This window comes from Acetobacterium sp. KB-1, assembly GCF_003260995.1.
GTDB classification, from domain to species: Bacteria; Bacillota; Clostridia; order Eubacteriales; family Eubacteriaceae; genus Acetobacterium; species Acetobacterium carbinolicum.
In genome coordinates, this window is record NZ_CP030040.1 from 2,501,514 (window position 1) to 2,528,489 (window position 26,976).

Below are 26,976 nucleotides of genomic sequence, written 5' to 3' on the forward strand. Positions count from 1 at the left end.
TAATTGGTTGTTTTTTGTTAATTAAATATTGTAGCATCGTTATTTTATTTTTTTTGCAAAGCCCGCTTGACATTTAATGCAAAGCGAACTATACTAATAGTGCAAAGCATGCTATGCAATTTAGTAGAAGGTGACCAATGAAAACACGAATAAAAGAATTACGAAAAGAGCGAAAACTATCTCAGGAAGAACTGGCACTGGAAGTAGGAACAACCAGACAGACTATTACCTCCATCGAAGTGGGCAAATATACTGCTTCTCTGGTGCTGGCCTACAAAATCGCCCATTTTTTCGGGCTGACCATTGAAGACGTTTTTGACTTTTCAGAACTAAATGAATTTTAGGAGGCAGGATCATGGAAAAATTTAGAACCACGATTAAACGAAGAATTGCAATTTCTTCAGGAATGGCATTTATTGCCATGGTGTTGGGGGTTTTTAGTACTTATTCAATAATTATTACGGACCACTCAAGTGCAACACACTCTGATGGTTTTGTGGCGGGATTCCAGTTTGGTCTGATTGTCAGCATTTTCGGACTGGCGGTCTTTGATATCATCAAGCTGAGTCTGACAATCAATGACGAGACCAAGCTAAGAATATTGTACAACAAGGAGCATGACGAGCGGCTAATCGCAATCCGTAATAAAGCTGGTGCACCAATGATTGTAGTTACTTCTGTCATGATGATTATTGCTGCCATAATTGCCGGGTATTTTAACATTGTCGTTTTTTATACGCTGGTCGTCGCTGTATCTGCTCAACTATTGATCAGCGCCATGGTTAAGCTTTATTGTACGAAAACCATGTAGTGGTGCCTGCTGATGAGAAAAGAACTGAAAATTGGAATCCTGCTATTTGCCATTTTTAATCTTATCAATTTTTTCAGCAAAAATATGCTCCCGGAAATGCCAGCATTGCATTTTATCCTCGGGGGACTGGTGGGACTGGCTCTTTGTCAGATTATTATTGGTATCTTACCTGAGTCTACTTACTTGAAACTAAAAAATTTCAAAACTCCTCAATAAAAGGAACCCTCAACATTGTTGAGGGTTCCTTTTATTGAGAGTGCTATATTTAACGATATTCTTATTCTCCTTTAACCACTTTAGACAGCCTCTTCAATCGGGTCCATTTCACAGCAACACGTTCCATTTTGATATTTCTGCATCTTACGATTTTTCATTTCCCGATAGGCAAACTTGCTGCCTTTTTTACAGCCATCATCTTTTACCATCAATACCGAAAGCCCTTCCATCAATAAGGTCATTTCACATTGACGAGGACAGACTTTGCAGAAGAGCTTGATTTCTCTGACGCCATCATCCACTTGTATTCCATCTTTTCCTTCTTTTAAATGTGTGTCGATCATTGATTGGACCTCCAAAACTTTTAGTCTGAAAACGGATCGAATTCGGCATCACTGGCATTGTTACTTTGAACGCCGTTGATCCCTGGCAGCATTTTTAGTAACTCTATATCTTTTTTGAATTATAACACAAATCGAATAGATTGTTAAATAAATAACCAATGGAAACGTTATCTGTTTTGGAAGCTTAATTTTTTATAAAGACTGCTTTTAAGCAGTAGGGGGGAAAATAGCCTATAGTATGAAACCAAATGGTTACATGCACTGATTTTAATATCTCCTTGTCCGGTTTCGCACAAATATTAACTTAAAGTTCTTTGATTATATCCTGAAAATTATTGTATTTTTAACTATTTAAGATTATAATCGAATATAGAGGTGATAAAATGAAAAATAGAGACCTATACCTGAATAAACTAATTCAATTCAGAGACAAGCCACTTATAAAAGTGATAACTGGGATCCGGCGTTGCGGAAAATCCACGCTGTTACATTTATTTGAAAAACACCTGCTTGAAACCGGCATTTCAGCGGATTATATTATTCGCATGAATTTTGAATCCTTTGAGTTTAACGACGTTACCAATTATAAGGAATTACATACGCTCATCCAGAATCGTCTGACCAATAAAGATGAATGTCATTATCTTTTACTGGATGAAATCCAGCAGATTCCGTCTTGGGAAAAGGTGGTCAATTCCTTTTTGGTGGACGCCAATGTTGATATTTATTTAACCGGGTCCAATGCCTATTTATTGTCCTCCGAACTTTCCACCCTGCTATCCGGCCGGTATGTGGAAATTAAGATGCAGCCGCTATCCTTTAAGGAATATCTGGATTTTACCGGAGACAACAAAGAGGCCCTTCCCCAATTGTTCGCAAACTATCTTAGATACGGTGGGCTTCCTACCATCACCGATCTGCTTGATCGGCCGGACACTATCGGCCCTTTTTTAGAAGGAGTCTACAACACGGTTTTAATCAAGGATGTCATTGAGCGAAATAAGATCCGGGATCCGGCTCTGCTCGAAAATATTTTGAAATATATCGCCGCCAACATCGGCAATGTTGTGTCAACTAAGAAAATCAGTGATTACTTGACCAGCAGCGGCCGGAAGGTAACCAGTGAAACCATTGACAACTACTTGAAAATGCTGGAAAACGCCTTTATTATTTATAAAGCCAATCGATATGACCTCAAAGGCAAGCTTTTTCTCAAAACTCTGGAGAAATACTATCTGGTGGATATGGGCCTGCGTAACCAGCTAACTGGCCTGTATAATACTGATTATGGACATGTCCTGGAAAACATCGTTTATCTGGAGCTTTTACGGCGAGGTTATGCTGTAACGATTGGAAAAATCGGAACCTTAGAAGTCGATTTTGTCGCAACAAAATCTGATGAAAAAAATTATTATCAGGTTTCGACTACCATTCTGGATGAAACGACCAGGCAGCGGGAATTGCGACCCCTGGAAGCTATTTCCGATAACTATCCTAAATTTATTCTTACCATGGATAACCCTGTTTTTAATGACTATTCCGGAATTAAAATTGTCAATATCCTTGATTTTCTACTAACATAATACTATTTGCACCCTAAAAATCCTCCTTATTTCAGTGCTTTTCAACTGAAAGCAAGTGGGATTTTGAAGTTTTTTGCTGCTTTATTCTTTACACAATCATCCGACATGTAACGGATGTATCCAGCTATGTTAAATGTATTGTTTTAACTTGACAAATAGTCGCTAAAAATTTACAGTTAGGTTAACTATACTAAATTAACCCTGTTATCTATCAAAACGCATCGATGTTCACCCTGACCACATGTCGCTTAACACCTCTGTCAGACGCTAAAACATAAGTTTAAACAGAATACAAGGAGAGTCGATATGGGTTTTAGCCCTAAAAATGATCCACCAGAAAAAAAATCTGAAATGATTCCTAAAATTTGGGAAGAAAAGCAGGATCATATTCAAAAACTTTTTCGACAACACCATGATAAGAAGAGCCCGGAGCCCGAGGATAATACGCAGGTTTTTGTCGACTCCCAGCGAAGCAACTGGAACGTTACAGATCGATTTCAAGCCTTGATCGAAGAATCTGAAACAGTCTATGAAATAATTAGCCCGGATGGCACTATCACGTTTATCAGTGATGCCGCAACCAAGGTCGTCCACTATCAGCCGGACAAATTAATTGGCGAGAAAATATTTAAATTCTACCAAGATGAGGACCTGACGAAATTAAAGGGCATGATCAGCTACGTACTGGCAAATCCTGGTGCCAAAACCCAAAATATATTAACTTATAAAAAAAAGACTGGCGAACGGGTTCATTTGGAAGTCAATATGCGAAACTTAATAAGCCATCCCGCTATTGAAGGAATTATCCTGAGTTTTACCAATGCTACAACACGTGTCAAAGCAGAAAATAAACTCAATTATACAATTACTCATGACGAGCTGACTGGCCTGCCCAATCGACTCCATTTCAAAACACTTCTCGCTGAGCAGTATGCGCTTTCCCAAAAAAACGGCATCTCATTAGCCGTATTAATGCTCGATTTTGAGCGGATTAAATATATCAGTGACGCTTTGGGCACTCAATTTGGCGATCAGATGATCATGAAAATAATGATCCGGCTCAAAGCATTCCTTAAAAAAAATCAAATAATTGGACGTTATTCCGAAAACCAGTTCGGTATTATTGCCAGAAACCTCGCTAGTCGAGAAGCCTACGCGACCATGGCTCGTGAAATCACCGCTTTATTTTTACAGCCGTTCAAAGCTGCTAATTATGAATTTGAAATCGCCATGAGTATGGGAATCAGTCTTTACACTGAGGATGCCAAAGGCAAGGATCCCGATGATCTGGCCGATGAAAGCGGTGAGTTCCTGATTAAACAAGCCAATATTGCCCTGCTTTGGGCAAAAAAAGAGGGGCCGAACAAGTTTAAATTCTATTGCACGGATTTCAGCATTCAAAATTATAAACAATTCGAATTGCGTAGCGATTTTATTAAGGCGATTTACCAGAGTCAGTTTGAAATATTTTATCAACCGATAGTCACCCTGAAAGAGACAAAAATCCTGGTTGCCGAAGCTTTGATCCGGTGGAATCATCCCGTCTGGGGACTGGTTTCTCCCGACGAGTTCATTTATCTGTCAGAAGAAACAGGAAGTATCATTGAAATGGAAAAATGGATGCTTAATGAAGTTTGTCAAAGCTGTAATAAAACCTTAAACGAAGGGTTTCCCAAGCAAAATGTGATGGTTAATTTTTCCAGCATTCAGTTCTACGAAAAAAGCTTTGCCCTAACGATAAAAGAAATTCTCACAAAATTTTCTCTGGATCCGAAGTTTTTAATTGTCAAGGTTACTGAAGATCTTTTGCTTGATGACTCGGAAAATATCCGAAACAATTTAAAAGAACTTCGGTCAATGGGTATTAAAATAGCTCTTAATGATCCCAACTTCAGCTTTATCGGTTTACAGAACTTTAATATCGATATCCTTATCCTGGACGGATCCTTTTTAAATAACGTCCTGACCGTCACAGCAAGTGCATCAATTGTGCAGAGCATTATTGAACTTACCCGGCAACTGAATATCAAACTGGTCGCAGTCGGAATTGACAACTGGGAACAAAAAGCCTTTCTGGAAAAACTCAATTGCTATGCCGGACAAGGCGATTTCTATTCAAAACCCTTACCTAAAGATGAATATAAAACAATTCTAAAAACTGGGATCAGTGATCCCGAACCTCTTCTTCCCCAAAATACTTATGCTCAGCTCGTTGATGAACGTCGCAATTATTTTAGACTATTTTTCAATCGATACGTCCGAGCGGATCTTGCCATTTTACAAATCAAAGACAAGCAGATGGGGGTAGGGAATACCAAGGTTTTAATTCAAGATATCGGACCTGGGGGACTGTGTTTTATTTCAAACATCCAGTTTCCCATTGAACAAGGCTTTACCCTTCAATTTGAAACCAGTCTGCTAAATAAAAAAATCAAGGTTTATGGCAACCCGATGCACATGAAAAAATTCAATAACCATTTATACCAATACGGCGTCAAATTTTCAATCAATGAAGACGAACGCGATGAACTAACAAAGATTCTTTTTGAAATTCAGACCATTGTAAAAAGAAATACAATTTTTGAGGACAGCAGTTTTACCTTCGATTCACCCTCAGTTTATTTTAAAGGGCTGGCCAACCAATAGCTGCTGTTGATACCAATTATTTCCTCGATTTATTATGGCTTGCTGATGCTTTATTTTTAAACAATCACGCGAACCTCAAATTTTTCCTGACATGTCGGACATTTCACAGTGTGTTTTCCCCGCTTAATCGGGAGTTGCAACGTCTTTTTACAATGGGGACACTTCCGGTAACGGTATCTGCCGATCCCTTTAATTCTTCGCACCAAGATTCTGGTTGCTTTTTTTACCGGGTTCCAGAGCCTCATGAATTTTTCATTTTCCATTCGCCGTCTGCTGATATTTCGGGAAAAACTTCGCAGCAGTACCAAGAGAATTAAACCGTCTGAAAAAATCGTCAAAACTAGCGAATCAACCTTCAGATTGATCATCATCGCTCCCAAGCCCATAAACAACCCTAAATAATAGAGCTGATCAATCCCATAGCGGCCGGTCATGAAGCGGACCAGCTTATTTTTCAAACTTTCCATTTATCGTCTCCTAATTAATTTAATCACAGGTTCTAAAATATTAAGCCTAAAAACGAAAGCAAAAATTGGATAGCGTAAAAGCCAATAAACAGCTTAACAATAGTTCCCAAAGGAGAAAAATTTGATGATCGCCGACCAGAAAACCAGCTGCGTTTGCCACTTAATTGACTCAACAGGTTCTGATATTTTTCATTGTCCGGTTCCATCTCAACAGTCATTTTGGCATGCTCAACGGCAATATCCCGGTAACCCAGGCCATAGTTTGCAATGGCACTGTAGAAATGCCATTGGGCACTTCGATCTGACAGATGATTGAGGATATTAATTGCATCTTCATAATTTCCCATATTGATATGGTTTGCTGCTGCTTCAAAACTATAGGTCTGCCGCTGGCTCGAATATGCCCCAAAAATCCACGCAAAGGGATCAAAACCTTCAAAGGGGTCTGCCTGGCCGCTACGACCATCACTACTTGCATAGCGATAGGTATACGTTCTGGTCTGTCCCGAATTGCCTTGTGAAAACGGACTGGCCGTGCCATGGGCATTGCCATAAGCGAGATTGGCTTTACCGCTTTTGATCAAATCATAGGCAGCATTGACCTCGCTCATTTTTCGGGCGGCTTCCTGATCCCCCGGATTCAAATCCGGATGATATTGCTTCGCCAGTTTTTTATATGCTTTTGAGACGTCCTCATCACTGGCATCATGAGGGACACCTAAAACTTGATAGGGATCCAAATTCATTATGATTCCACCTTATCTGCAAATTTATTTTAAAATCAATTGTGGAATGATTGTACCGCTAAATGTTTAGGTTTTGTTTAAATAACGTTAAAAATAATATTGTTTTCTTTTGATTCAACTATCATTTACGAAAAATGATTGACTAAACGAGGTCATTGCATTAAAATAAAACCGACGGTCGGTTTTATTTTGAAAGGAGGAAACAATGTCTAAATGGGAAACAAAAGAAAAGCGAATCGATGATATTGTCAATAGCGCTGTCGAAATTTTTCTTGAGAAGGGTTACGAAGGTGCATCCATGGAGGCGATTGCAAAAAGAGCACAGATCAGTAAAGGCGGTTTATATCATCACTTTAGCAGCAAAGATGAAATCCTATATTTTGCAAACGAAAAATTAAACGAACCGATTTATGAATATGTCCGCATCGCTGCGGAAAATCCAGACGCCGTTGAGGGGATCCGCTTTTACATCCAGAGCTATGTCAGTTACTGGTTGACGCACAAGAAGGAGCTGACTTTTTTCTTTCTAACTATGGTTAAAGCCCTTTCGTCTCCAGAAATGTGGCAAGTCTATGAGGATTACTATGATAATATGACCAACTTTATCAAAACGCTCTACGACAGAAGCGTCAGCAGCGGTCAGTTTAGCAAACACAATACCCGTGCAAGTGCAATAACCCTTGTCTCCGCACTTGATGGTGTATTATCTTCTCTGGTAATGAGTAAGAATACAAATTCAGATACCATTATCGAAGATTTTGAGGACCGGTTTATCACTTCTGTTTTAGACCAAAAGGTTTTAGAATCCACACAAGAGGAGCACTATTAAAATGAAAAGAATCGGGATTTTCTACTTTTCAGGTACTGGCAATACTGAAATTATCGCCAGACTGTTATCGGCATCCTATCAACGAAAGCACATCAAAGTTGAATTATTCAGGATTGAGGATATTGTAAATCATAAAACACCGTTGATCACTAATGAATTTGATATGATTGGTGTCGGTCATCCAGTCCTAGGATTCGGTGCTTCCAGCATTACTGAGCAGTTTGCCAAGATCTTGCCCCCTTGTTCGGGAAAGAAGGCCTTCATATTCAAAACTGCCTCTTCTGCACATTACATTAACCATGGTGCATCCGATTCGATCATTCATACAATGGAAGAAAAAGGCTATCTGGTATTTCATAATTCCATCTTGGCTATGCCCTGTAACTGGTTTATAAAATATGACGATCAACTAAATAAACAATTATATGGCGCCGCTGTAAAAAAAGTTGATAAAATAGTCACCGACACCATCAATGAACAGGCGCAGCAATTAAAAATCAATGGGATTCTTAGTAAATTTCTTCGAATTCTCTACTATGGTGAAGAACATTATGGGGCAAAATATTTTGCGCGAGGTCTTTCAACATCTGATAACTGTAACCTCTGCAACAAATGTATCCGTAATTGTCCGACAAATAATATTCTCGAAACTGCGGGTCAAATCTGTTTTGGCTCCCATTGCATTTGGTGTATGCGCTGTATTTACGGATGTCCTACTCACGCCATACAAGCAAGAAATCTGACCGGCTGTGTTGTCGACCCCTACACCGGCGGGTTTAATATTGATAGCATCTTAAATAACCCAGAGATCAATGGTAACTTTGTAACCGAAAAATCAAAGGGTTATTACAAGCATTTTATCGCGTATTTTAAAGAAGCTGAGTAACTTCTACTGATCCGATTTATCTCTTCTGTAATAAAATCCCAATGGTGGACCGCCCGGGCAACACAAAATAATTATCCCCCAGAGTCACCCCGATTTTGGCGGTTTCACCGGCAAACAGGTCAAAAAGACGTTTCTGTTCCACGGTTGACCATTCTTCGCCGTTTCCGGGAACATAATCCTTTACCGACTGCCAGCCTGACACCTCTTTGACCGCATCCGCCACGAACACCTTGCCGGTATTAACTAGCAGATTCATCACTTCATCAATCATAAAGAGATCCATAGAATCCTTCAGGGTTTTGGCATAATCATCCAGCTCGGTACCCACGGTAACAATGTAGGGAAAGACCGGATCTCCCTGATTGACATAACCTCGCAACAGCTCGCTTTCAAAGACTACACCATTGACCTTTACCCATGCATCAGTTTTTTCGGTAATCTGAGCTTCAAAATAAATGGCTTTGGGTATGGCAATCTTTTGAACCATTTCATAGATGGGTTCTAGAATATCCAACATCGCTTCATTTCCTCTTAAGTGCAGTTCATTATCCAAGGTTTCCATGTCATAGGAAAAAGGATACTTTTTTAAAACTTTATCGTCCATTTTACGTCTCCTTTGTTGTAGTTTTCTTTTATATACCCATTTATATGATGGTGCCGTCACTAAATTTTGTATCTAAAGCAAATATCTCTCGTTAAACTATAATTGTTCAACCCGATTTCGACCCCGTTTTTTTGCCAGATAAAGGGCATCATCGGCCCGCTTGATGAGGGTTTCAATGGTATCTAGTGGCTCAAATTGCGCAACCCCAAAACTCATGGTAACCTGATGAGGTGCTAATCTGGAGAAATCTTCGATTGCCAGCCGGAGTTTTTCCGCCAGAAAAACAGCACCGCCAATCTGCGTATTCAAACAAATAATCATAAATTCTTCACCACCCCAGCGCCCACAAATATCCGTTTCTCGTATCGTTTCACCCATTATTTGGGTGATTTCTTTTAAAACTCTATCCCCGTACAGGTGCCCGTAGTTATCATTGATCTGTTTAAAAAAGTCAATATCACCAATTAGGATGGCAAAATCTTTGCCGGTTTTTCGATAATTGCTGATTTCTAAAAATAGAATCTCATCCAGTTTAATCCGATTGTAGATCCCGGTAAGACTATCGGTGATTGATAAGATGGCCAATTCGTGATTTTTTCGCTCTAAATTTTTTAGTGCTTCTTGCATACTGAGTTCATAATAGCTGATTATCAGAATCATGCCCAGATATGAAAAGCCAAGATTAAGTAAGCCAACATTAGTAAAACCCTGGGTTTCCCAATTCGCATAATTTAAGAAGATAAATATTAAAACCCTTAGGGAAAAACTAAATGTAAAAATTCGGCCGCCCTTTCTTCCTAGCAAAAAATAAGCAGAAATGGGAACGACGACTATCCAAACAAGTACATAGTGATTAAATCCCACAAACCAGAATAAACTAAGCAGAACAAAAATTTCAATAGCCACTATTAAGACCGCCGTAAAAAAGACAAAATGCCGTTTGTGAAAATCATAAAGCGCAAAAAATGCCAACACACCGCCAATTAAATTACTGACCATCACTGGATAAAGCTCGATGGCATAGGCAACAAAGGAAAAAACGAATAGCACAAAAATAGCGATTGGCAGGACACAATTAATCATCCGTACCCGCCGAAACTGAAGATCCTCGGAAGTGAATCTAAAATCGTTGGTAAGATATTTATTAAATAACTTTGAAAACATCTGTATCACCCCATTAATAAAACGCTTTGCTCGAATTTTAATCAGACCTCACCGTCTCATTATTATATGCATTTTCAAACTAAAAAGAAACCCTTATTTAGATCCACCCTTTACCGGGCACACCCAAAAAATCTCCATACTTTTACAGTATGGAGAAATAAATCGTTATAATAGATTGTTAAAAAGCCGGTTCAAAGCGCGCAGATTTTTCTTCCGCTTTGAACCGGCTTGGCTGGTGCTGGATGAGACTAGATTTTGTTAATGGCGTTAACGGGATAAGCTTCAATATACCCGCGGTAGCCCATCGGCACCAGCTGGAATCTCGGTGCTGCTTCCGGTGCCCATTGATAGCCATAAACCGTTGGATCAAACCGCTTAACATGCTCCCAGATTGCATCAATTTCGGCCATAAAATCGGTATCGTCATAGGGTTCGCCCTGAAATACCATCATCGTGCAGGGAGGCAATTCAATCAGCTCATAACCTTCCGGAACGAATTGCTTGACTGCCCTTGCTAAAAGCACTCATTTCCAGAACCTTATTTCGAGGGCTTACTGTTTTATAGCGTTTGATATAATCTTTCAGGCTGTTATATTTCGCTCTTTTTTTGCTTGCTTTTCGCTTTCGCCTGATTCTCTGCCACTCTAAAAGCGACGATTTTTCGGATCAGATCAAAAGGCATTGGTTCATTAAGCGGAAATTGAACCGAACCTTTGGCGCCCTTATATATTGACAATTCTTTCTTGAATTTTTCGATGCCTGAGGGCGCTGGATAGAAGCCGATATGGTTTTTATAGGCCGCAAAATGAACCAGATTACCATCCAGAAAGAATGTCGGCATTTGATAACTAATCTTTTCATCCGCTTCAGGCGCTACTTCTCTAATCACCTGCCGGATTTCCTGAAGAATCACCTGGACGTCCGCCGGGAATTGGCGGATATACGCATCAACTGGGTTACCGTCTTCAATTTTAGTCATTTTAATTCCCTTCAACTATATCTCCTTCCCTAGACCATTCTCCGGGCTACTGTTCTTCAAACCAGAATTTTCTAAAAGAATTTTAGAATCTCATCAGCCGATTTACGAGGAGGCATTTTAGCTTCCTGGGCTGCATGACCCACCGCAATCATCGCTTTATCCGATCGCCTTCATCGACCTTTTTAGATACGTCGTATTTCCGCATACTCCGTCTTTCAGCAATCACATTTTTAAATTCCATAATAACTCCCATTTTCCTTGATACCTTATTATACTCCTATTATGAAACCGTGCATTAAACTTTTAACCTTTACGTGGATATAAACACTATTTCCAGATTATTCTGAAACTTTAGTCAATCTTATTGAAATCAATCGCCCATTTCAGTCCTTAAAAACCACCGCCAATATTTAATCAAAACTGTTATTTAGTCGTCATAATGGGTATCAACGTACTGAAAGAAAAAGGAGGTGTTTTTCGATGACAAAGTCAAGAATCAAGCGACTCATTTTACTGTTGGTTTTGCTGGTTTTTTCGTCAGTTTTTATGGCTGGCTGTGGTCAACAAAGCACTCAAGACGCCGATGGTGATTCCGAAACGGGTGATCGTTCCGAAGCGGTTGATAGCACTGCTACCCTGGATAAAATTTATGCGTTCTATGACAAGGTTCAGCTCGGCCAGACAAAAGCGGAGGTGGATACCGCCTTGGGCGTAACAGCTAAAGAACCCATGACTGATGTATTCCAGTATACTGACGCAAATGGAAATGGTGTTATGATTGGTCTGAGCTCTGTTTTTTCACAAGATGGAAGTTCAAAAGTTGTTTTTAATAAAAGTGTCGAGGGTTTGGAAGCTTACCTCATCACACTACCGGATGACAAACGAGTCACTGACGAACAGGCACAAAGTATTACTGAAGGGATGACCTATGAGGAAACCAAAGCGAAACTCGGAGGAGATGGTTATGAATTATCTTCAACTCAGGGCTTTGAAGGCAAACCGGAAATTGATCGAGTTTGGATGAAAAAAGGGATATCCATGATAACCGTTAAATTCTCCGGCCCGGATGGAACGGATGTCGCTAAAACAATTGTTGATTTTTAAAAGTCTCGAATTGTTAAATGCCATCAAAAGGTGAAGATTTAATACCGCCTATAAAAAGGTCGGTGAAATGACAGACATTTCACCGACTTTTAGACTTTTTGAAATTATCTGGTTACACTTCTTTTGGGGAAGCCACATCCGCAAGAAGATCAAGCAAACTAACTTGCTTCTCTCCCTGAATCAATTCTTTTTTTAGGACAACCCGATTTTCCGTGCTAATTTTTATCGCGGTTTTTGTGGAATACAGAAAGTCTGTTGCCTGGTCTGCTGGAATCACCACTGGCATTCGGTTGTGAATCGGTGCGATCAATTCGACTGGGGGCTTAGTCATAATCATAAACTCATCGAAACCTTTTGTTTGTTGATGGAAAAAGCCGCCCAGATAAATCAGCTCCTCGGTACCGGTAAAGCGGAATTTCTCTTTTTTCTCATTCCATTCATAAAAACCCATCGCTGGAATCAAGCAACGGCGGTTCATAAAATCATCGCGGAAAAGGGGTTTTTCCAGCACCGTTTCCGAGCGGGCATTAATCAAGAGGGTCTTTTTCTCAAAATGCCGCGTGTACCCCCATTTTTTTAACACCAGATCCATGCCCTGATGATCCTTCCGAGGGATGTAAACCGGCGCCAGATCAGTTGGATGGATATCCCCTTTTTTTATCACGGTATGATATTTTTTATTCACTTCTTCAACGATTGCCTTGATCGCTCTTTCCTCTTTATCGGAATATAAAATATAACGTCCACACATTTTTTTCTCCTGCCAGAAGGCCCCTTTAAAAATCAACGACACACATTTTTTTCTGCTATTCCCATTAGGCTTATCAAGCCCATGTAACACATACTCGCATCTTTACTTCCCCCTATTTTCACTTTTTATTGCACTCGCTAATTTTCAACGCGCTTCTTCCATTGCCATTAGGATGATCTCATCGATGGTGTAGCCGGCCATGCTTTTAAAGTTCGAATACTTCCGTTTCAGTTTTTTATAAAGCTTTCTCGTATAGGTCATTCTAAACGGCAGATACGGTTCAATGGCTTTTATATAATCTTTACTATAAAAATCCTGGTTTTGTGAAATCGCTTCAAATATTAATAGCGTCAGGTTTTTCTGTAAGAAGGATTTCATTTTACGGGATTTTTCATGATCCAGTTGCTCATATGAATCTGTCATTATCATATTAGAAAAATCAAACAAGGCATTGGTTAGCCGATCTAACGGCCACTTTCCCAACGTCACCGAAAAAATAGTCATGTGTTCATTTTCCAGATCCTCTTTGGCATCTTGTAAATCATCACATAATTGAAGCAGTATACCATAGGCAAAGGCAAAATCCACCTCTACATCAGAAAGTTTGCCCTTCACTAAATAGGCATCTGCCAGGACCGAAGCCCCGCCTTTTTGCGCACTTATTCCTAAGACGTCTTTTTCATAAGGGGACGTCATCTCATCATGCTGCATCAGACTATTACATTGTGCGTCGTGAATAGATAAGAGACTTTCATATAATTCTTTAAAATCTGTCCGACTATATTGGCTTTCAATCATCCCAACAAAATCAAATAAGGCCGCTTCGTAGTCGTCATTCGCATCTATTTGCTCACCTTCTAACCGGCGTCTAAAGCGTTTATTGATCTGTTGTTTATCTTCAAAGGATACTTCCGGGTCGTCTAAATAATTATCAGTATACGGGTAAAGCATGCTATAAGCAAAAATAGAAGGGGTATACTCAACCTCAACCGCAAACAAAACCTGGAGCAGATTCATGATCCAGACATTTCTGAGGGCTTGCAACATGTTTTTTAATTCCATCTCGGCGTTAAACCCTTTGACACTGCAAATAAAGCGATTCGTTACACTTGGAAGGGCTTTTGCAAAATCTTGATCAACCTCATCTTCGGTAAAGCCCGACTGTTCTCCAGCATTTTTTATCAGTGTCCATAAGGTGTTTTTCCAGTCCGTTAGTAGATCTTTATTCTTAGGACATTGCTTTAAGTGCGAAAAAAGGTTATTGATAAACTGGTTCACATCCTTTTCTCGTCTTATTTTTTCTTTGAGGTTGATTTTTTCACCCAAAACAGGAAAACACTTGTCCGTTTTCCACCACCATTTGATATATCTACCCTTAAGTTGCTCAATCATTTCCTGCACAATAAAATTATTCAAAATTCCTCCAACTTAAATCCACCGATCTGATTACGTTATTTCCATCAAGAATAGACTTGCTGATATTATATTATACGCTTTTAAAAGTGAAATGACTACGAATAACCGCACTTATTAAGCAACATTTATTTTTTATCAGCACTTTTTTGACGCCGGTGATGCTGATTTGTTTCTCCCAGGAATCATAAGAAAGTTTAGCACAATGGTTCGGGTAGCATGATCCCGATGATGCCATCGGTATCGGCCCCACATTCCCATTGTTTAGGCGTTTTTTATTTCACCCTAATGACCCTTAAACATTAAAAATGGATCGGTACCGAATTATTTCAGTACCAATCCATTTAGATAACTTTTAGCGCGTATTAACAAGATAGACAAGATATAAAATTAGTAACGCAAGGGTAATTATTCCCCCTTTTATCATTTCATAAGACGGTGTCCCCTTTTCAACATGTACATGTGGGGCTACGAACAACCCCATCATAACATGAAACCCCAGACTAATTGCAATTTTAAAGGTACTACTGTTAATTTCACCAAATATAGTAGGAGAACCAATATAAATCAGGTACATAACCCAGCCCCCTATTGTGAAAAAATGGTTGCTCTTCTGACAATTTTAGTCATGCTTTTCCCTTTGCTTTTTATCAAATCCACAACAAGCCATATGGTATAAATTGTTAAAAGCACACCCAGTAATTTGATTTCTCCATYWYYYTTWYKCCAWWWTYMKWTWWTWRYRTTWMWASRYSYTSWMWCWMYYMWKMTKSYAATSRYAAMRMMASMYMTSWKSMTRMWRMWWWYKCCSCMWTTKMTMMYWYCRKWARTSSKKRWSYYSYTWWMAMMMCKYMSRYRWKSRSYYMTSMAMMAMSSMMWMRWMWSWMRAWMCMMYWKRCWAWTKSSAWWTTKRWAKKMWYTMCYGYWWATTKCWCMWARTWTARYMGGAKAWCMWWWRYAAAWMAKRWWCMTRMCMYMGSYYCSWWTTKTRAAMMAMWTRRWWSMYYTTYYRMYRMKWKYRGTMRTGCWWTTTSSWWTKSWTYWWAWSWMMKCSMYWMMWMSMMWKWKKRKAYAWAKWSTTMWWWSSWCACSSMKTMAWMWWSATYTSYCCMTYYWTYYKWMTCSMYYMWTRWRYTWWYKYSKYMAYMSRCRCYMMMKCYSYCSYKSWRYCMWTSATAMWSYRASWCSYKYYRSKASYSMMMTCSSCSYMMKYSMYMMSMMCSRTWMKRMKRAMKWYKCTRWRRMMSMWMYRRYMMTSMCWMCYMSWWYRMSRMYRAKWYTRWSRWKCYAMTWWRCMAKTKYGMYAKTKSTWTWAWKWMSCRYMYRYTGSKSWYMKKKYRRYYRRMYRKMWTKWKMWWRMARTAAWSMWRCMRKYKRTWSGMYWTKKRAWCYWYWTSRMMMRCKYYYMWYWKSRWRYSSKRRTKSAWWWWGSRWYYSAYYWMMRGWYCRYRMTWSMKSCWATKYRKRKASWWARAMYYMKTTYSKSWMKSSTWSWAMWASMYTYKSYMMYKSAWSSGAWTCKYYMMWYSRRCYKWSTCYKYYAMCGRCMCSRYSRYSSYSRYYRRWTYCYYCMWRSWMTSAKWMRSWYMRKKWRCCACMWYSGYYYCSGCMRCSWSMAYSATYCSRAKRAYKWCKYTSTGRAYGWWWYRRYYSTRSYAAYMRKYWYKSCMMTKATWKTWARRWSCWAMTARMMMWSYKKSCYMGTYSKTWWAARAAKCAWMMSSYKSSGYSCYRSMRRTYWRSSKSATKRTYWKWGCWSYAWWGARAYARRWWWKRGKYYWTRSGMYYKYWMTCKCCWKYKCCMRTYRKRWWMYMYKGRYYGWKWAMKSRTMSSWSKTSMKSAYMMYRMYWKYSGYWRTYSAKGYARKMWMMMSSMSTTTYGSYMWSKTMRKRRTMRYCYCWKTAWMGKAWRGSRTTSKWTWMYCMKWSSSWKYMYYKKWAMKRSSCKGTSMKKYWKAWMMKKTYMSCYYAKSWWTCMWRAMSRKAKYWTACCMMWATSKKWYSGKCRKYRYCAWWKAKSSSSWTRMYRKCRWTSTKWMWGTYTYKGYYRWMSKRWTWSYMMCKGCMWYWWWRGTKWAAMSMAWMTMKYWMYCCRGMYWCKKMKKTRTWWMWWTYAWWAYKYKSYKMSSCAMAWMWYWRRSWYAKGWWMTKWKYWMCRTTSMRWTWWMWWTKRKTKTYWRSRYMTKSMCKMWMMYWTYSYAGKYRKAKMYCAKTGKSCSKRTACYRWTWKKWRKKSWTYMMACCRSMKKKSKKRKKSKMYSYRMKSYSSCKSCYTTTTKSMYMKKKYAGGKKSWKSYMAWWRKWGTMKWGSKKTKGAKYYYYMKKSKSWWMMCYSKTRMYRGRYTGTCMKWKRTAWAYTSWMWSCKYWTYKTYCCAKWSMSSWTMAYMYSYRWAWYYRATKSYSGYWRCSWYMYRGSGGYTWASCMRYMRYSWTWCASWYWYTGKSWWYYSGTYWMYWSCGKMWYCAYWKKKKTRRYGMRWYWMTYYMCCCRGWTMYTGMTKTSWTWSKYTWAYYRYWWSKKWWSRYWWWTYATRRWYRTASSKRWTYKYTMAMKTYCSATKWKCYKTYMKWKTMARKMWWWTKCSKAMWMMAWCRWWSGTMYRGYWSWGKKWKCCGWTWCYWTWWTKAMWKYTYYCAWSSMRWSRKRWRSYGSWCYSWRCTGSSRCYSCYYKKTTGWWYTGGKRRKWRRKKKYWRAMKGWKYMGYSGYSYYRWKYTWTCSSSKRTAWYYTCWWSCMMSATTSYSWTWGSWAWAKTYRWTYYSYTTWGKCYSMYWKWSCYTRRMYTRTRWWMWYWRKTSMGRYAGSGKCYSGKYKGYKWWSCMATYKYCAYWYRCRTMMTRKKWYYWMRKSMATYRYRWAYMMAMTKWKWWKSWRMGRYAWTYCWSSYSRYTYTKGYKRTYMTRKKYTRAYYGCRRSTGAWKWKWWYYTMWGSWWRKMYYGKTKCRYYCAWTTYYGWWSRRMCKTYYKMYWRARWMWYWKTMRKMSTMWWAYAWTCGTMYKGTRKTRRTMKMYKYTYCKKTWMTKMSATTKMYMAWRSCMKYWKAWWMYKSRCWKMAYWRKYAMMKMCCGKTKKTWTTSSGKWKRMAKTTSTSASKGWTYWRMCKCYSCWTTTWWYCSCGGWWWWKKTCRMYYWCMMYKMCRTKKKMWMARRKWKTWWYYYYWWRRYWRMYWKYKSSKKSWYKRYATTYWKWKKKGWRWWWRSGKCWRKWTTSSSWYCSMMKTTWYAYKWKCSKCMTRYYACMMMWRRSRTMWTRARYMMRMYRWTWRTSWRWKKMAYWTYYRRTCRSTWKGKKSMWTYKSYWTTKAWTGYRRRYGMRWWKWWCYKSMGCWMAKCWTKTKKYWTSMMYTKWWSYACSARCTTKTTYYMGWKRWTYWKTWMSMGYAYTWTRYTYGWAWTRTGTTMMKSRWKWMTSYRRTWSTWSSMWTKWTMAWWSSSRWYRMTTWYYRGMMKMWWRMKTWRATWCSKTYSYYKKTYYRWWKRMWWYTGTMMRRSTKKYRAMTYWKYTTYKRTSSSYKKWWWRSKTMSMTYYCAMYRWYRKSSKMTSWGRSRKKWWCTCMWWAAWWAWWYKYTGSSWYYYKGMRKTKTRWYWGRTAWMKMCRWMMWTRTTYSMACYGSCKYWAWATRMYMSSYCTGSYMSWYSTWWKSTMYYGMRWYSSYSMKKWKWKYRWTWWWSRTYCMMKMRKTWGKWKSSMTYSCCWKKTWRKKYARWMSCKWWTYWYYRKYGSYMMWYWTKKSTKYKRWYYKGWASCWYCMRYYYGWKWKCRYTKTWWRTTTMMARCRYTKTGCTTSWRAWMYGTTYYKRWYRWAWRTARYAGYAKYSRTKYYYWYKGSRWWMASWYYYCMGMYGATAKCSWKSAYTCKTKYCYSGGYWYAWAWWRKWYKKWASARMWGGYRWMYTWTTTTCSSWKSCWYKATMKYYYAYWTYYSAMTRTTKGMYSCWKTRRMKGKKTMTYRKMAWAYATWYKTKSCSWTYKYRWSRWKKMYSMSAKWAMSSYMAASKTRTTTYMMSKRKSTYWWWWKWCYRRYWYWRKWSGTTKTTYYCWMMMSMAMYGMKGCKGATRWCMRKRTWKGYYCMMSAAYTKRTWYRRSYSSMYTRSYKGSTYMRTMMYWTTYMAWCATYGKYWCMWYWSSCTGMGMWTTSSKAGCYWSCWTYMRASAGYWMWKWMWGTYWWWRACRTWKTSMWWMKSRRYYSYWKWYRKYRTWAMYAGYMKYRWWRKKKYCKYMKKSMTWWMRMYSKYMRMWKRKRWYYMKCWSKCWWSTSWKKSSRCWKAWWSRWKSTMRSMKWWKGYATYSTWKWYKYMSMTYCWSSMWYTWYCWTTTWTSAMTKKWWKRKMSWYWAAATRTGYATYRKYRTWSWTWTSTGCMRWWWRSATSWAWRCMKSSAKTRMSKTMWAKKTAYKKKYMSKMTSWKYKWYRYCWKMWWYRRTRGRTWTYWCCCMRMMMMWSYRWKGCYRWTSRSYKGRWWWKSKMMWMAAMTSAWWSARKSKSMWTWYSGGMTYMMYMMTWTYMWAWMAKMSTKYCSMYRCCMYSMGMAWTYCKMKSCMRSKTWWRRSWKTTRMSAYKSYYAWKSAMMYMWKSWRAARMRKKTCMMSMYGSTSYYMSSAKWCWTKRAWTGYYYGCATWRMWRWYWYTSGTWWWMYGRRRKYSYCWKGYARYTGMWKCKGMTRMTRCMMKYYYKYSTWWTKCRKKKYAGAMRKAKCWKSWKYMWTKRTMTWYWWYMMRYKKMMWKSWKYMMMAWYWKKYWYSMYKSYWKTYMWSTRYWWWAAWSMYKTWMMMMTKSMKTKYGWYAYWTYWAMRSKKRSWYYMWKSRWCASMWTMAWYKKWKKRKRWMMYYCYSCYAMTKYAWTKYSAWWSSRKTSAAWMYRKRCYWWMMYSRWASWGTKWYYMWWTSSRMYSAYSAYTTTMAKATWWGWYKSMYSMYSYSRMYYSAAAWKMWMKKYCAGRYWKRKKYTTTKCCATSCCTMAKYAAYMYWGRYRWMRRWTGTYMCCMYSMWYSSYKKAKAYRYKSMYWGMMTSSWWWRMRKWYYWTCGKTWTYSRMASGCRCSAYSWWKWWRMMGSYKMYWSWRYYMYTSYYTGTARYTSSKRTSAKAWWSWYMRKKWTYRYWKRKAYASAWMMSSYRTMYWTYKYSRMYWTMWSTKKYRYMKYSAYWYCMKKAKYWWMAYCMSYYWYSRMWTYYGWYKKAYMYTTMAMMACTRGRATYRWWSRTYWRWYYAWAWWYMYWSRRWWMTYMWCCYRATTYAMWYTGWAARCARTMMMRCCAKKCMKTSCMKRWWMWKKYMWKSRATCYRCYRMKKWTTYWAARMWWKGKTKYWKCACCKGRWTWYWAAMRMWMSYTYRRRYTKWKYCKWTWMYATYCMKYWTKWWKWTKRWYAWMKKYKRTKMMYAMYAATSRTWTRSMKSYGMMYWRMMWYKTWTRYSYYSSAYMSKWATKGRYMSSCMCRWSYWKTMAAAYKGMTMSKKRRTTAMTRMMTKWWSYKKYTWTGMTWYWMTMWKKYYWYSMWTWSMMMRAMWCKCWAWAWYKKKYKGATTKMMMTKKTWKWWKGWSATYSWSARYRWYWSYMSYSWYGSRMTKYSRCKTWTYTYTRWCMMYTWKRAWWKMMSSTKWAYCYRYAWAYCMWYRWTWWWSRWMYMKWYYWMCRCWKWWMMMWMTRSYGCYAKTMMKTKMATMAWWMKRYSASSGWTMTRMTMSRWYTKSRWRAMWRKSSYWTYSSRMYRGRTWATTWWCWYYMMMTTSMSWTTYSCSKMWWAKMYWYARTWTGTTGTTSWTYMARTTMSATSAATWATMWTYWYAWGYCGMYKMATWWCCRKKYTWWWSCYGRAYRYWAWTKGKTYKCCYSMTSYWKYYWRAWYRWTWSSTRGWWAATWWWYKWTMKSWTTYKGSYYSWAWWTWKMMRYMATKYYMWYAWYWYTSRWRWMMRKKKYKWTYSSYAWWTWWSYMSRYRRKTSRMAWTKWWKSTYYKRYYKMKCTKYMSMKKTWWTMWGWYRYTTWWGMWMKCCKYYRWMMMTKSMYRTMWWTKYYAKWRRTAWAYYMYMYYSMWYAYSSWWMWSGYSSTWKTMMTTKWAWMAATMRWKKWYCGTWMYAWYYKMAYYKGKWKAAKSWYMYRKMCKGWYMGSWAWKYYKSTKCWWWYWMMMMKTYSCRTCMYAKYMATMMKMYRTYSKTMKYCSARWYRCRWYRATTWKYTKKWYWMKKMRWMWYWKWWMMKGKSYWTARYKSWWWSYRRTWKKYKKKYYYSSTYYRTSWYKRMMWYWWSMTRRMWRAWWWYYRWWWKMMYWYKGRMMKYAWTYAYAWRCMMTGYTMYTRYWMKTSSYRWMWWTKGCTTWYSRTARMTMMMMYMRCWKKYMRAAYYKRWGSYWTKWYTWWWMKYWAMWRKTMMTRMKRKRTWTWRRSYYGMMYTYMYMRRTWKMCSWRYAKYCYMRWAATMAAMMWTYKWMRTSAMRRWWMRSGCCRYTGYMWYTSKRMWMWKAWYSTYYMKKMCYMTYWKCATMWSKMYAWKMWTAWKRMCWGTMYSMWAYSMYKKTSYKWYYAARMSSKTRMWWYCMAWKRMTYYGSSWKYSRTMGYMRWAWYRYKWYSATTYKKTRSRKTSKKWAYAWYTKKRRAWKYRMKWRWWRYWKAMYSKKWKYCSGGYWYYGTWTKYSAYKRMRTYRMSRKSRYYSARMWYYMAAYYRSYWYWSWMRYCAKWMWYWTAMMMKRTTSYTSMMCRWYSSMMRWWWWSYYWWWKWKMSMWMCWMTWRSTWTMRMAMYMKRWRKSATWTYTMYWRGMWMAWRYTSYKGYWRSWKATTRARYTKAAYTWMYRSSYRKMMMAKMMSYYYSWMAWWMWWWMKKYSAASWKWRAAWKMSSSSYAMKSYRWYWMRKMTCYGRYMYYYSRTSSMTYWKARSMWAMMRMSRTWWYWWMKAYMWSWWTYWKWSYMTTTTSTGWYTMMGYRMSYRRKWYMAWMRKMWYYGGRTRYKWYCGTWMTWYWMKWTYCAKYCWSKMYKKWKSWKRMATMWTKKKMAKMAWRMKTWMWWSMWTMTKTTYCYSKSWTWGYWKWYMAWRAASWTSMYSRCRYCYMKYYYCSRMYSSRTYCAYYMKSYARRRTKYKRRAARAKWRWWMACSAWTSSMYSRMWWYTMWYMKTRYCRAWMWMWTMRWWKMKYMYWWYWWWWKWTWKYTSYWKKWYCAWGCYSKGGTRMYTSAKWWWRWWKMMWWRRWKSSYRKCRAMTRCCKYMRYMRTWWTYWSGRYMAWMWTYKMMTKMMCYKTAWSYKSAWAWAWWYSSKRYWYCWRRTCRATWWKWRRYAASAWAKSTRKSWWMKATMYMWWWYTGWKKSWTTTKTKTWYYSSYAWCYGSKKCWRWYWWWRYYSGATRMTTYCKTKCTKYMCSWYWSRKCYWYSMWYWRWMAKGMRWWWKWKYYWRWMYRMWWTMWYYSYKWTWYYTYTMWKWWMRMWRMKAMAWRWYWTSWTYWSMMYYMYTYYSKSMYKYATYMATYWKKTWWSKTKYKKKRMWWGRMWRWWYRAWYCCMWYGMYWWTWYSYRKWYMSMTWWWWTYAWWSMWWYTAWCTKWRYTKYRTTKYMWTYYSMTGCMMKKKTRMYKSWKRYYRWMGMMWMKGWWKKTWYMKAMWSMYSMMMCAKTKTTYMRKMWWWKWTTMYYYTTMAMKTKWTSTSMAAWTMWTYSSWWWWSCMAWYYWWTWTWWRATRARMWRKMTSKKTRWWWWCMRYWRCWRWYRKATTKYYWYWCTKYSWTYKRMWKMYKWTTRWRTWCGMWKWTYKYTTKYYRTYMMYYWSRYCKWYMAWCRGWRMYRMKWTTKMKYTKRWSMRMWMTRKMWKCGYWWCMTTKMRTWWCAMWWCKMCWKKKTTYKYTTTRSMYMAMTYWKTYWYKTWTTWWKKWRTYWWSKTYYYWTKYWTSRYWSTTKWMAYSCYWYKWYMMTTCKTWSWYWSMTTWTTTTAWWSRAAYYARMWRWGYKSMMTTTCYRKYTSMWGMARKWYYRRYSSTTKCYRWCRWMKYTKTAKKYYMWTAWMMRTSWYCSRKYSWWWSWWMAWTKWYTWYWKTTWAAGTRTWGTCAAWTYYTYKYMAWAWRCYRTMYYYWWTWWRWTSMWYRSKRTCTYYKYAWWYWSMWKYWAWMAWAKWRCCWYWMYKKKTYTKAWATWMTTWKKRAWWYSSWTTWYKWKYTTSAKYWRMTWCWYYKMYRATMKRWSCMWAKTYKTMYYYSRAKWMYTCWGRWATYKCMWMMWWGSKTTTYMCWTMWMMTSKGTKCWYKTKARMYAMWTYWYTTTYRWYWYYYKGRAKCMWGSTMMYRYTYWYYRTAMTWRTMWTSMTKCTTTYCTYYWWTMAWWSWWYRWTTKMMKKKWRYYMSWMAWKTRMWYTTTSTRKYTCAWGMAKKWCSKRTMCTWTYKRAYWWYKTTTWAKKMYATYAKSAKTGKWCRKKYYMAAKTWMWWWTWCWWTMGYTYWMKTMKARWYWMTWMTYSKYWMWWTWCTKYAYYCWMWWTKYKCMKTKCTKYYWYYWMAMTWWYMAYWYWMAMAWGAWYYTYWRYSRTTYTTATWYYMWYMKTKMWTKCGWWKMWWAKCKWRMGYWKRTWCTTWTYKSWTWTAWMMWWWSYSSTWYYSCAMKTYYTSWSAWWTYTYYWWYWAKKTTKTYYMWTWMAWWYSKTKYATKTSAMMKRCKTYTYTWWCMMSAYYMWKSWKSMWKMTAAWRMKSTMWGYMRYWWKATTYAWRSYWYTYWCYWMTWMWWMTWYKWTTKMYKYWYKTTYYWMWMWWAMYWKWWRWAYMYCATGCAWTWYSYWWWCWAWWRMRWWAWYYWWWMTTWKATYWSKMKTKSWMWTTKKYAWTYTYYWMWYCRMYMGMTYWYTWMRWWRKYYKWWWYRYMWMTYWKCWTMAWWCKYAWYKSSSRSYWSYWMTWYYWRAYKRRTYMCMYTYWCAWSRWTKKYWSYSWTTTTYATYMCCASMWTYMKKKCSRMKSAMWTSRWRSKYRWRWKSYKRTKGSYWWTRWMAWAKCYGSTTTTKCMCKTYMTRYYWRWWMKYWTYKYWTTYTGYMYMTKYMATWYSKTTTWKKTSWCMRSMSTSKWKRWCSCKWYWWMYMWKRWMWWYARRRMGGKAWKSSSCWKSATYKMWMGSRCWWWSSTYWKSWKMTKYWTTTKMYYCWSKKWWWMAKYWMMYYMKWMAWWSRMSATSMMMKWWYCWWWSMMMWMYGAMAASSWMYSKWTRAWWTSKYSKYMTMKKKSSKMYTYKKCWMMCYGSMWRATYWYTWMMYKGGYWGYWWYMMWMWTCMSMWWARMAMKKWTCKSYGSMMWGSWAYYYYTRAWRRGYYMSSTWTYCWRMRRYRSYAYYSYYWYYMWYCRCCRSARWCMGSTYYKSKRMMKTKMTKKWMKAWMRRYKSYRKSSAMTKWYAWMGYKSSKYYWTCCMKTYMKWMKWRMMRSMWYMGCWKWYTRMMCMKGSWMKTYKKWYYWGSWSYSRWSRSKSSRRSWMKSKYCAYCMWMKMKYWKSRKSKSRSGRTWRRSCWGMMWYSYTCSRKYAAYGRTTMRSMRSKRYRWTWRCCMMWRSGRAMMWGTTCMWWYWYCAYKGSWSMTYMCSGTAYYAYARYCSKYTKWSRMGKKSYGGWTWMARKKRYCKCWTCRGGCYSSYYYRRMWAYYYRRAWAMYCKYTYCSCKGRTRSCAKSSMYSYYYSCATMRRMWWKRTWMWMTRMRAWGRTWSMKTWAWRRRRYCMGSWATCYKRWWGMMMYAYTSCMAMMAKSCSYSKMMKRYCSCKWTKGKMMWSKTSYTWWWWATSRMWWMMAYMSMYYYKWMWMKKGCSGYCRTCMMRWWMSTRRRWYSRSWYMRRMAGMKKAWCSMSGGWYRKWTKRCMWRMAYCRSWRRKKSYGAYWWTKKSYWSSMYYKSKWYKGSYSWKMMSKYAAMKCYSRCWYSKTYYWWWWAMSMTKCWCCWGSWKGWTAAMSMWWWYGRWMATSWKSWWWYMMCWMKRMTMYTYYYSGWWYTWYMMKYKKWWTTSSCSTRRWRSYTTCWGRTWYYYMTWSARRMTYGYCMRMRWWTTMMMMRAMMYSYWCYKYKKMKSMMARRSSCKCMKGSAYMKRRTKGMWAWRATRAKMASMKYSAKKAMKGGRWTYMGMAMWMWSATWRWSAYAMTGCWAAARRSMMKGTWSYRKMSSGMWKKKSMWMRYKSYAKKRMYSSSRWWWWYAMMWYCKMSRMWRKCKKWYSYSRMWMAWYKGWGKTKMGKCWKAAARYKKMTCSCSKKWYAKWKGSMWYAWAWYAMWRAWKSKGMWKYYTKGTKRKCYTKKYRCTKMYKWTCWCYCRMMKCSMKMWSGSYWKYWWTWMMCYSMYMCTGSYSRTKRWAKMTTYYKRWARWMAGGWWWMYACTRYRMYAWTCWKMKAYKYYWYCGYTWAMWTSMSYWRMARYMTTCYSAKKWTCMYAGMMARYTKSYMRMRWYTKMCSCSAAWKCCRYWWTSWCKMAWRRMYKSWMWSRGWYRWKSYRGMRMTKWTSMYMWSMKSMWKGRSGKGAWKKMRAASARMCMKWWKSWMAMYRCKRMMGMCAASRKWRYRRWSRRCAWKGSCMMWYTKYRKKKYMSCRRYWKYYMMAWTMWYSGYWWWSYYRWYSKSWTYRWWKKTKKKKSKRYWTMMRMYWTCTCSSRKWKSWYTKSCWTYWYAAKMAKGWMKYSGSWRYYWGGYGMTYKYTTCKYTTMYTTTYKYSSKYWKYKWYRMKGYYWKYTYWTMAMCYRYMMKSSYCMKKKTMKMTKMSYKRAGAMRSGAMRATWYYSYGMYAAWCARRKMMGSYWTYSMTMASWTSASYAKSMSKWYYSMYRSSRKCCMWSCSRSCWKSWYMMARYWSSMKMMWMTGMYSKRMWYMCWWAWKGSTKSWRWCMSKTKRKSCMRMGMTYWYCMYMKSWKSRTSKGSSWKMWSKYWWWKMRSYSSTYKYYWRMSRSSGSCRYCRRYWKWAWRRTCMASWRSKSMMMWKYTKKYWTYARMAAYAKMCMCMKKWRYYKTTTWKMCSAKGKCYYKGRMWWTKYRSRKMYRTYSSYYMTSKCSGMSRGRWMWWYYKKTKCMASCMKGKSYYMSSWRWYWKKSRYWWSCTTCTKYYMSYTYKGTRRYKWWKTYMKCKGYYTKKKCRWWMMSKGYMRSCYKYYSYWWYKCTGMSSKGRKWSSCKRSSWKTTYCYSATMMRCARRKYRKSKKYWMWYSWSYYMMYMAWGMSRWYCGMTKYYKGSSRTMCRKMSMKSATSCWKTMCSRWARYYYGWKCKGSRTCMWYWRWSGKRYWKMCSCSYYSKSCMRMGWKMWCSWTCSMYKSGYYWSMYMKYWMWKTYKYMRSWKCWMWYYKGMRRKSGKMMTCKKKYYYRAMSYSSWSYSSYSRAWARYYGYMRTSRWWWWWMYMYRCYSRYRMKWWWWKYWMMWGSSYYCKRRMAMKGMMYMSYCRKYRCYYCKRKMSGMSRRAMWRAYYKGWKCMAMSMYSRGCYWYYRRRSKYTRRYMRSSTTYYGYMAGSYCRGWRRYKRWKTYWYMKSCYYRRKYKMYSSGRKCRKMYYGWKYMMMTYCTGSSKGSGWTSCMKRSMKGYYTYCMWTYYSSRSAWYRTCRSCAWYMSYMYYRMYRAMRWGAWYMGYKYKWTSRRSWAMAKRRYKGWWKMTTYYSMRAMGSYSGTRMTRSSKCMWMYSWSRRWTWYSCSMYYSMKCMMSAGWRAWCKKYCMAMYSRCWACAYCGYWAMSWYGCWGMWYCMRACWRSYRAYSRKAYYMKTGSMCKAMMCRSTSCMRMMGWYWWWYKCAGKSGWWTYACMYTGYYMRCAWRAWMWRMWAAWGCYTYSTWRRWYSGWYTYCKYWSMAMYYSSRWAKKRKMAAMKGMCCKGATCAMMSRMMMSCYKKTRAKSGCTWSMCSSRTKWYKYRAKKMMWRASGTYSWWYYKYWTYYKSAWKKTYYKRGAKMKYRKSGWRKMYYTMMTRRRKRYRAYMYAGAYRGSCMKYMWWWWWMSKMMMMWTSMMMWKMWSSRWWKWSGMMMYRRWSAKKGMSWKMMWYMRAWGGWYRKKATAWTSKSWRWYRSCGSKAWWAYCGSYRMCSKSAAWWTCRYYWKKGMRMACMWRAWMACKSYCWRMYSAMWAMMYSKMWWMYMWSCYGWTSCCSRSRWMWKMMYMGAWSMGKKRMYWAAMYRMTKMAAAWSWCKWATTSAKRMGAMTYRMRTTKTMWSMAWAATYYRAWMRMGCWKSKWTKKTYCKKWWWSKKYSRMMWWRYSRRYKSTCARRKRSCYGGMYMAYMMRRAMMYCRGKMMYSRYWWYMCCMMTGMYKCSAKYAWYWRYRWSCMMMMKWTYWYRRWYGSYWTYAGAKMTYKKKKWAGMWTYMMWWMRKMWAWSATWKWKGSCSMRMAWAARRRYWMCSMYWRCAWWSWWRRGRAYTGGMWCMMSRKRKSSASWRWMWTYRAWRRYMRYRWYAWTKKYTKTTMYYKYRAWAATYGGWKYMRRYARRWYMWTKWKSRY

General features: G+C 38.6%; 17 protein-coding genes. 8 read left to right on the forward strand and 9 right to left on the reverse strand.

Translation table 11 applies throughout. From position 1 onward, the window contains the following. Positions 1-137 precede the first annotated feature (137 nt). The 3 genes from DOZ58_RS11560 to DOZ58_RS11570 are packed head-to-tail and all read left to right on the forward strand — an operon-like array spanning position 138 to position 1,027. On the forward strand, positions 138-344 hold the full coding sequence (locus DOZ58_RS11560) for a helix-turn-helix transcriptional regulator (RefSeq protein WP_111888426.1): 207 nt from the start codon (positions 138-140) through the stop codon (positions 342-344). A gap of 11 nt (positions 345-355) precedes the next feature. Next, complete coding sequence (locus tag DOZ58_RS11565; protein ID WP_111888427.1) at positions 356-811, forward strand: hypothetical protein; 456 nt, start codon at positions 356-358, stop codon at positions 809-811. 12 nt (positions 812-823) lie between these two features. Next, positions 824-1,027, forward strand: a complete 204-nt coding sequence (locus tag DOZ58_RS11570) for a hypothetical protein (RefSeq protein WP_111888428.1) — start codon at positions 824-826, stop codon at positions 1,025-1,027. Positions 1,028-1,107: 80 nt separating this feature from the next. Here the strand turns inward: DOZ58_RS11570 and DOZ58_RS11575 are convergent, their stop codons facing one another. After that, entirely contained in the window at positions 1,108-1,371 is a 264-nt protein-coding gene (locus DOZ58_RS11575) for a hypothetical protein (RefSeq protein ID WP_111888429.1), read from the reverse strand. Between the two features lie 383 nt (positions 1,372-1,754). Between DOZ58_RS11575 and DOZ58_RS11580 the strand changes: the two genes are divergently transcribed. Both DOZ58_RS11580 and DOZ58_RS11585 read left to right on the forward strand, forming a co-directional pair. Then, the gene (locus tag DOZ58_RS11580; protein ID WP_111888430.1) at positions 1,755-2,954 is read left to right on the forward strand and encodes an ATP-binding protein; all 1,200 of its coding nucleotides are present in this window, start codon (positions 1,755-1,757) and stop codon (positions 2,952-2,954) included. A 306-nt stretch (positions 2,955-3,260) separates the two neighbouring features. After that, entirely contained in the window at positions 3,261-5,600 is a 2,340-nt protein-coding gene (locus DOZ58_RS11585) for an EAL domain-containing protein (protein WP_111888431.1), read from the forward strand. A 56-nt stretch (positions 5,601-5,656) separates the two neighbouring features. Here the strand turns inward: DOZ58_RS11585 and DOZ58_RS11590 are convergent, their stop codons facing one another. Together DOZ58_RS11590 and DOZ58_RS11595 are read right to left on the reverse strand one after the other, a co-directional pair. After that, complete coding sequence (locus DOZ58_RS11590; RefSeq protein WP_111888432.1) at positions 5,657-6,067, reverse strand: hypothetical protein; 411 nt, start codon at positions 6,065-6,067, stop codon at positions 5,657-5,659. A gap of 32 nt (positions 6,068-6,099) precedes the next feature. After that, entirely contained in the window at positions 6,100-6,813 is a 714-nt protein-coding gene (locus DOZ58_RS11595; protein WP_111888433.1) for a J domain-containing protein, read from the reverse strand. A gap of 205 nt (positions 6,814-7,018) precedes the next feature. Here DOZ58_RS11595 and DOZ58_RS11600 point away from each other — a divergent pair, with 205 nt between their 5' ends. Next, entirely contained in the window at positions 7,019-7,642 is a 624-nt protein-coding gene (locus DOZ58_RS11600; RefSeq protein WP_111888434.1) for a TetR/AcrR family transcriptional regulator, read from the forward strand. A 1-nt stretch (position 7,643) separates the two neighbouring features. Next, a complete protein-coding gene (locus DOZ58_RS11605) occupies positions 7,644-8,528 on the forward strand; it encodes an EFR1 family ferrodoxin (protein ID WP_111888435.1) in 885 nt (294 codons plus the stop codon). A 16-nt stretch (positions 8,529-8,544) separates the two neighbouring features. Here the strand turns inward: DOZ58_RS11605 and DOZ58_RS11610 are convergent, their stop codons facing one another. From DOZ58_RS11610 to DOZ58_RS11625, 4 genes are all read right to left on the reverse strand, one after another. After that, a complete protein-coding gene (locus tag DOZ58_RS11610) occupies positions 8,545-9,132 on the reverse strand; it encodes a hypothetical protein (RefSeq protein ID WP_111888436.1) in 588 nt (195 codons plus the stop codon). A 96-nt stretch (positions 9,133-9,228) separates the two neighbouring features. Then, a complete protein-coding gene (locus DOZ58_RS11615) occupies positions 9,229-10,296 on the reverse strand; it encodes a GGDEF domain-containing protein (RefSeq protein WP_111888437.1) in 1,068 nt (355 codons plus the stop codon). A gap of 248 nt (positions 10,297-10,544) precedes the next feature. After that, positions 10,545-10,820, reverse strand: coding sequence for a hypothetical protein (locus tag DOZ58_RS11620; protein WP_242988485.1), 276 nt, complete (start codon positions 10,818-10,820; stop codon positions 10,545-10,547). 65 nt (positions 10,821-10,885) lie between these two features. Beyond that, a complete protein-coding gene (locus tag DOZ58_RS11625; RefSeq protein WP_111889753.1) occupies positions 10,886-11,275 on the reverse strand; it encodes an iron chaperone in 390 nt (129 codons plus the stop codon). A 480-nt stretch (positions 11,276-11,755) separates the two neighbouring features. On the opposite strand from DOZ58_RS11625, the gene DOZ58_RS11630 reads away from it, so the two are divergent. After that, positions 11,756-12,379 carry a hypothetical protein gene (locus DOZ58_RS11630; RefSeq protein WP_111888438.1) on the forward strand — a complete coding sequence of 208 codons (624 nt, stop codon included), beginning with the start codon at positions 11,756-11,758 and terminating at the stop codon, positions 12,377-12,379. Positions 12,380-12,491: 112 nt separating this feature from the next. Here the strand turns inward: DOZ58_RS11630 and DOZ58_RS11635 are convergent, their stop codons facing one another. After that, the gene (locus DOZ58_RS11635; protein WP_111888439.1) at positions 12,492-13,130 is read right to left on the reverse strand and encodes an SOS response-associated peptidase; all 639 of its coding nucleotides are present in this window, start codon (positions 13,128-13,130) and stop codon (positions 12,492-12,494) included. Positions 13,131-13,274: 144 nt separating this feature from the next. Then, positions 13,275-14,546, reverse strand: coding sequence for a hypothetical protein (locus DOZ58_RS11640; RefSeq protein WP_111888440.1), 1,272 nt, complete (start codon positions 14,544-14,546; stop codon positions 13,275-13,277). Positions 14,547-26,976 lie beyond the last annotated feature (12,430 nt).